General features: G+C 57.4%; 6 protein-coding genes. All 6 read left to right on the forward strand.

Annotation, left to right across the window (positions count from 1 at the left end; genetic code table 11):
• Positions 1–183: adenosylcobinamide-GDP ribazoletransferase (locus tag VAE48_RS06275; protein WP_322792461.1), on the forward strand; the 183-nt coding region annotated here is incomplete at its 5' end.
• A 16-nt stretch (positions 184–199) separates the two neighbouring features.
• The gene (gene cbiR / locus VAE48_RS06280) at positions 200–991 is read left to right on the forward strand and encodes a cobamide remodeling phosphodiesterase CbiR (protein ID WP_322792462.1); all 792 of its coding nucleotides are present in this window, start codon (positions 200–202) and stop codon (positions 989–991) included.
• A 10-nt stretch (positions 992–1001) separates the two neighbouring features.
• The gene (cobU, locus tag VAE48_RS06285; protein WP_322792463.1) at positions 1002–1547 is read left to right on the forward strand and encodes a bifunctional adenosylcobinamide kinase/adenosylcobinamide-phosphate guanylyltransferase; all 546 of its coding nucleotides are present in this window, start codon (positions 1002–1004) and stop codon (positions 1545–1547) included.
• Between the two features lie 48 nt (positions 1548–1595).
• Complete coding sequence (locus tag VAE48_RS06290; RefSeq protein WP_322792464.1) at positions 1596–1979, forward strand: nucleotidyltransferase domain-containing protein; 384 nt, start codon at positions 1596–1598, stop codon at positions 1977–1979.
• A complete protein-coding gene (locus VAE48_RS06295; RefSeq protein WP_322792465.1) occupies positions 1976–2461 on the forward strand; it encodes a hypothetical protein in 486 nt (161 codons plus the stop codon). The genes VAE48_RS06290 and VAE48_RS06295 overlap by 4 nt, the downstream gene beginning before the upstream one ends.
• Before the next feature lie 153 nt (positions 2462–2614).
• The gene (locus VAE48_RS06300; protein WP_322792466.1) at positions 2615–6166 is read left to right on the forward strand and encodes an ATP-binding protein; all 3552 of its coding nucleotides are present in this window, start codon (positions 2615–2617) and stop codon (positions 6164–6166) included.
• The last annotated feature ends 285 nt before the right edge of the window (positions 6167–6451 follow it).

Consider the following 6451-nt stretch of genomic DNA (forward strand, 5'->3'; position numbering starts at 1 on the left):
CTGGCTGCCCTCAACGGCTGGCGCGGGCTGGCCGGGCTGCTGCTGGCGCTGGCCGCCGCCGCGCTGATATGGCGAACCGCAAGGCAGCGGTTGGGCGGTGTGACCGGGGATGTTTTCGGGCTGGTGGTTGAAACGGGCGAGTTGTGCGTCCTGCTGGTGTTCAACCTGCGCTGGCCGTTCTAAACCTTTGGAGGCAGGGGTGACCCTTAAGAAACGCTTTCCCTTTCGGCTGGGAACCACTTCCTACATCCTGCCGGCGGATTTGCTGCCGAATGTTGAGTACCTTGCACCGCTGGTGGAGGATGTGGAACTGGTGCTGTTCGAGGTGGATGACGGTCCCAGCAACCTGCCAGATGCGGCGGAGCAGGCCGAACTGGCCCGGCTGGCGGCGCGGTTTGACCTGACCTACACCGTCCACCTGCCGCTGGATTTACGCCTAGCGGGGGATGGTTCGGATGGGCATGTTTCCATGGTAAAAGCCCGGCGGGTGATCGAGCATACCCGCGCCCTCAACCCGTTTGCCTATGTTCTTCATCTGGACGGACGCGAAGCCCGCGATGGGGCGATAGATACTGCCGTGTGGGAAAGGCAGGCGGTTCGTGCTTTGCAGATTGTGACGGGCTGGGTGGGGGATGCCGCGCGGCTGTGTGTGGAAAATCTGGATCACTACCCGCCAGCCTTCTGGGATGGGGTGCTGACGCAGGCTGGCGGTATCAGCCGCTGTGTGGATGTGGGGCATTTATGGCTGGAGGGGCATGATCCGCTGCCGTTCTTGCGTTCCCACCTCGGCCGGGCGCGGGTGATTCACCTGCACGGGGTGGCGGAGCGTGACCACTCCTCGCTGGATCATGCTCCGCCGCAAGCGCTCAAAGCCGTGCTGCTGTATCTGATCGAGCAGCAGTACCGCGGTGTGGTGACGATTGAGGTGTTCAGTGATGAGGATTTGACGACTTCTCTGGCTGCCATTCAGGGCGCGCTGGGGATGGAATGAGGAGGAAGGCATGGGCACGCGATTAACCTTGATTTTGGGCGGGGCGCGCAGCGGCAAATCGGCGTATGCCGAGGCTTACGGGCGGCAGCACGGCGGGGCGGTGCTGTTTGTCGCCACGGCGCAGGCGGGGGATGAGGAGATGAAACTGCGCATAGCCAAACATCAGCAAAGCCGCCCCAGCCACTGGATCACCCTGGAAGCGCCGCTGCGGGTCGGACAGGCCGTCCGCGCTGCGCCGCTTACCCCGCTGGTGCTGGTGGACTGCCTGACCCTGCTGGCGAGCAACCTGCTGCTCAGCCTGAACGAACCGCAGCAGGAAAGCGAGTACCACCGCGCGCTCGAAGTGGAGCTGGATGAATTGCTGGCAGCCTACCGCGCCCACCCGGGCGAGTGGTTGATCGTTTCCAACGAGGTGGGCATGGGGCTGGTGCCGCCTTACCCCCTGGGCCGGCTGTTTCGCGACGGGCTGGGCTGGCTCAACCAGCGCCTGGCGGCGCACGCCGACCGCGTCCTGCTGCTGGTGGCGGGCATCCCGCTGGTGGTGAGGGGGGAGTGAAGCCTATTGGGTGTCATTCAGATACGGGTGTGTTGTATAATAAATTTTGTGAACAGTGTTTTCTCGAACTTATCCCCAGAAAAACTGGCACAATATCGGGCCAGCGCTGAAGCGCGCCAGCGCAGCCGGATAGCCAAGATAAAGCCGCGGGTTGTAAGGGGATGGGAGGTGGCACGACGGGCAGCGCGTTTGTTGCGTGAACAATTCCATGTAACCAGAGTAGTTGTTTTTGGCTCACTGGTGCATGAAATCTCTTTCCACGAATGGTCGGATATTGACCTGGCTGTGTGGGGCTTATCCCCTGAGCAGACTTTTCGCGCCATGGGGGCGGTAATGGAATTGGATGCGACATTTGAAATCAATCTGGTGGATGTCAATGTTTGCCCAGCCTCATTGTTGGAGGTTATTGAGCGGGAGGGGCAAGATATATGATCGAGGCTTACCTTATTCTCGCAAGCCGAATCCGCAAGGAATTGGACGAAATCGAACGCGTGGTCGAACGAGCAAATCGTGCAATGGATGCGGCCCGGCGTAATCCGCAAGATGCCGATCTTTATTTGGACTCTGCAGCTTTGAATTTACATGACGCTTACTCTGGCTTTGAAAGGCTTTTTAAGCAGATTGCAGCCATAGTGGATCGAAATGTACCTTCAGGAACGATTTGGCATCGAGATCTGTTAAATCAGATGGAATTGGAAATTTCACAGGTCAGGCCTCCGGTTCTGAGCCACACCAGTATTGAATTCCTGGAAGAATATTTGCGATTCCGCCATGTGGTTCGCAACATTTATGCATTTTCTTTTGATGCAGACCGCGTAGAAAAATTGGTGCAAGGATTAACCACCCATTTTGGACAGGTACGAGAAGAATTGCTGGCATTTGCGGGATTTCTGGAAGAAGTGGGGCGGGATTAAGGACATTTTTAAATTTAGATAACCCGTGGCGCGATGCACAAGCACCCCTTACCATCCTCAGTCTGACGGTAAAGTTGCGTGGGTTGCGGTTCTATGATATTCTTTGAACAGGCAACAGCATATTTCCGTGCTTAAACCATAAAAATCATAAACATGCGGTCCAATCTGCGTCACCCGGCAACATCCCGCCCGACCATCGGCGTTTTGGCCGGCTGGCAATTTTACCGTACCGCCACCAACCTGAGCTACCTGCTGCCCATCTACCGCGGGATGAGCCGCGCCGCGCAGAAATTGAATTGCAATTTACTGCTGGCCTGCGGGATTGGCCCTTCGGCCAGTCCCAGCGATCCTTACCGACCGGCCTGGCCGGTGGCCGCCAACGATCAGGATTTTGTGCCGGTCGGTCCTTGGAATACCCACGGGCTGATTGTGGCGGCCCCCCTCCATTCTCCCGAACGTGCCGAATACATCCAGCAGCTGCGGGCTGCCGGTTTGCCGGTGTTGTTCATCGGTTCCGGAGAACCCGGCCCTACCATCATGGCAAATAATACCGCCGGAATCATGGCGGCCGTGCAGCATCTGGAAGGGCACGGACGCCGGCGAATTGCCTTTGTGGCCGGTTCACCGGACGATTTACGGGGCGATTCGGGCCGGCGGTTACAAACCTTTCGGGATGCCTGCGCTCAGTTCGATCTGGCGCTCGACGAGCGGCTGATTGTCTACGGCCGGCATGTGTATGACGGCGGTTTTGCCGCTGCCCAGCAAATTTTAGCCAGCCGGGTTGAATTTGACGCGCTGATCGCCAGCAACGATGAGTCGGCCATCGGTGCGATGGATGCCCTGAAACAGGCCGGCCTGCGCATCCCCGAAGATGTGGCCGTGATTGGCTTTGACAACCGGCTGGAAGGGGCGGTGCAGCAGCCCGCGCTGACCAGCGTGCACGTCCCGCTGTTCAACATGGGCTATCAGGCCATGGAGCAGATGTGGCAGCACCTGAGCCTGGGCGTGCCATTGCCGGATTCAATCGAGGCGGATGCACATCTGGTCATTCGACAGTCCTGCGGCTGCGGAAAAACCACAGCAGAAGAGGTTTCACTCAATGCGGCGCAACCCCTGTTTCGGCAAATTGCCGAACAAATTCAAAAACAGGTCTTCGATCTGTCCGAAGAAGAAACCCTGGCGCTGTGCCGCAATTTGAGCGAGGCCTTTGAAACCAGTCTTGAAAGCGGCGATCCGCTGGCTTTTCGAACGGCATTGAAAGAGGTTTTGCAGCGAACCGTAAAAAGTCAGGATGGCGCTCACATCTGGCAGGATGCCATTACCCTGCTTGGGCAAAGCCTGAAAGAACGCAGCGATCCATCCTTGGGTCAGCTGCTTTTGGATGAAGCGCGGGTATCTGTCAGCGACCAGATGCAGCAACAATACCGTCTGTATGTGCTCAATGAGCGCTGGACATCCAGCCGGTTAAGCCTGCTCACTGCCCGCCTGCATACCGCCCTGGATGAGAAACAAATCTATGATGTGCTCGCCCGCTACCTGCCCGATCTGGGTATCCAGCTGGCGCTGGTGATTACCTTTGAGGCGGAGGGCGATGATCCCTTTGCCTGGAGCAATCTGCGCGATGCCCTCAACCCGCAGGCAGCGCTACGCCGTTTTCGCAGTCAGGATTTTCCGCCGGAAGGGTTGTTTCCTGAAAACCGTCCGTTTCAACTGACCCTGATCCCGCTAACTGACCCAACCGGGCAAATTGGCATCATGGTGTTTGATACCGCCCATCTCAATTTGTACGGTGCGATTGTGCAGCAGTTGAGTGGAGCGCTGAATACTGCCCGCCTTTACCGTCAGGCTACCGAAGCGCGGCGGGCAGCCGAGGAAGCCAACCGGCTGAAAAGCCGCTTTCTTTCCACCATCAGCCATGAACTGCGCGCGCCGCTGAACCTGATTGTGGGGCTGAGCGGTTTGATTCTGGAAGAAAGCGAAGAGCAAACCGCCATGCTGCCCGAAACCATCCGCCGCGATGTTGAGCGGGTTCACGCTTATGCCCAGTATCTGGGCGGTTTGATCGGGGATGTGATTGATCTGGCTTCCAGCGGGGCCGGTCAGCTGCGCTTGCAGTACGAGGCGGTAAATCTGGGGGAAACCTTGCGCGTGGTCGCCGAAAGCGGAAGGCAACTGGCTCAGGATAAGGGGGTGTCCTGGCAGGCTGACCTGCCCGAATCCGGCCCGTGGGTATGGGGCGACCGAATCCGCCTGCGGCAGGTGGCGCTCAATCTGGTCAACAATGCCATCAAGTTCACGCCGCCGGGAGGAACCGTGAACCTGTCGCTTTTATCTCAGGGTGGGCAGATCATCCTGAAAGTGCGAGATACCGGCATTGGCATACGGCCGGAGGAACAGACAAAAATCTTCGAAGCTTTCTACCGTTCTGAGCGCAGTGTGGTGGGCGGGTATCCCGGCCTGGGGCTGGGGCTTTCTATTTGTAAAACGCTGGTGGAAATGCACGGCGGGAAGATTGAAGTGATTTCCAGCGGAGTTACCGGCGAGGGCACCACCTTTCAGGTCAAATTGCCGGAAATTCCCCCACCGGAAGAACAGATGCTGCCGGCGCCCCAAACCATTGGGGCTGAAAAGACCATTTTACTGCTCTTTGAGGTGCCGGAAGACCGTCAGCGTCTGGCGGACCGGCTGCAGCAGCAGGGGGTGCGCCTGATTCAGTTCCCGCTTGAGCAGACCAGCGGGTGGCAGGCGCAACTGGTGCTCAACCCGCCGGATGCCATTGTGCTGGACATCAAAGACGAATCGGGAATGGCCTGGCGGGCGATGAAGATGATCAAAAGTCTGCCTTCGGCGCAGGAAATACCGGTGATGTTTTACAACACCTCGCCGCAGGGTGAGGCGCTGCTCAATCTGGATTACCTGACCAAACCCATTGAACCGGAAATGCTGGTACGCGCCATAGATCAGCATGTGGCGCTTTCGGATTTGCCCCCGCAGGCTGTGCGCACCTTTCTGGTGGTAGATGACGATGTGGCGGCGCTGGAAATGCACACCCGCATGATTCGGCTGCATTCGCCTACCAACCGGGTGCTGGTAGCGCAGAATGGACGCGAAGCGCTCAATATCCTCCTGAGGGAAAAAGTGGATCTGGTACTGCTGGATCTGCAAATGCCCGAAATGGACGGCTTTGCCGTGTTGCAGGCCATGCGCGAAGCGCGCTGGGCGCACAACATACCGGTGATTGTGATTACCGGTAAAGATTTGACCGAAGATGATCTGGCGCGCCTGAACGAAGGTGTTTCGGTGGTATTGCAAAAAGGGTTGTTTGCAACCGATGAAACTATTGCCCACATAGGCGCCGCCCTGGAACGCAAACGCCGCCTGAGTCTGGATGCGCAACGGCTGGTGCGGCAGGCCATGTTGTTCATTCATGAAAACTATGCCGAACCCATCACCCGCAGTGATATTGCCCAACACATCAACATCGCCGAAGATTACCTGACCTTCTGCTTTCGGCAGGAATTAGGCACTACGCCCATCAAATATTTGCAGCGTTACCGAATTCATCAGGCAAAGAAGCTGCTAAAGGAGAGCAGCTTGAGTGTGACCGAGATTGCAATGCAGGTTGGCTTTGGAGACAGCGGCTATTTCAGCCGAGTCTTTCACCGCGAAACCGGCCTCTCGCCGGAAGCCTACCGCCGCGCCTGAATAATTCCGGTTGGGCGATAGCCGATACCGCAGAGCGGCAGCCCACCCCTCAACTTCCCCCTCTCGTTTCTATGTTTTATCCAACCGAATCACGCTTTTCTCCATGCCGGAGGCAATCGGTTTTCCTACAATGGAGAAAGGTGATGTCCGTTACCCTATCAATCCCCACCTCATATTCAAAATTCCTAAAAAGGAGAAAGAGACGATGTCCAAAAAAGTGTTTCTGTTGATAAGCCTGATGGTGATTTTTGCTACCATTCTGGCTGCCTGTGGCACACCGGCTAC

The sequence above is a fragment of the Bellilinea sp. genome, assembly GCF_034432615.1.
Classification (GTDB): domain Bacteria; phylum Chloroflexota; class Anaerolineae; order Anaerolineales; family Anaerolineaceae; genus Bellilinea.